The following is a 393-nucleotide window of genomic DNA, read 5'->3' as shown; positions in this document are numbered from 1 at the left end:
AACTATGATTTCTGGTATGAATCAAGTCAGCTTGCTTCGCGTATGGCAAGTGACCAAAACAAGAAAAAAGAAGAGAAGATTAAAGAACTTCAAGCCTTCATCGCACGTTTCAGCTCAAACGCCTCAAAAGCGAAACAAGCGACGTCACGGAAGAAATTGCTTGATAAAATCACACTCGACGACATTCGTCCATCATCACGCCGTTATCCGTTCGTCGGCTTCACACCGGAACGTGAAATCGGAAATGATCTCTTGATGGTCGACGGCATCTCGAAGACGATCGATGGCGTCAAAGTCCTTGATAACGTCCGCTTCTCTTTGAACAAGACGGATAAAGTCGCGTTCATCAGCCAAAGCGATATCGCGATCACGACACTATTCAAAATCCTTATG

At 45.0% G+C, this 393-nt stretch carries 1 pseudogene; it reads left to right on the top strand.

Annotated features, from left to right (window positions below):
- Positions 1–393, top strand: a pseudogene (locus B4F99_RS06280) (ABC transporter ATP-binding protein); the annotation flags it as partial.

Origin of the sequence: Exiguobacterium sp. UBA3491, assembly GCF_002377745.1 — a bacterium.
Classification (GTDB): Bacteria; Bacillota; Bacilli; order Exiguobacteriales; family Exiguobacteriaceae; genus Exiguobacterium_A.
Note: the sequence above shows the minus strand (reverse complement) of the source record. Positions and strands in the feature narration are given on the sequence as shown.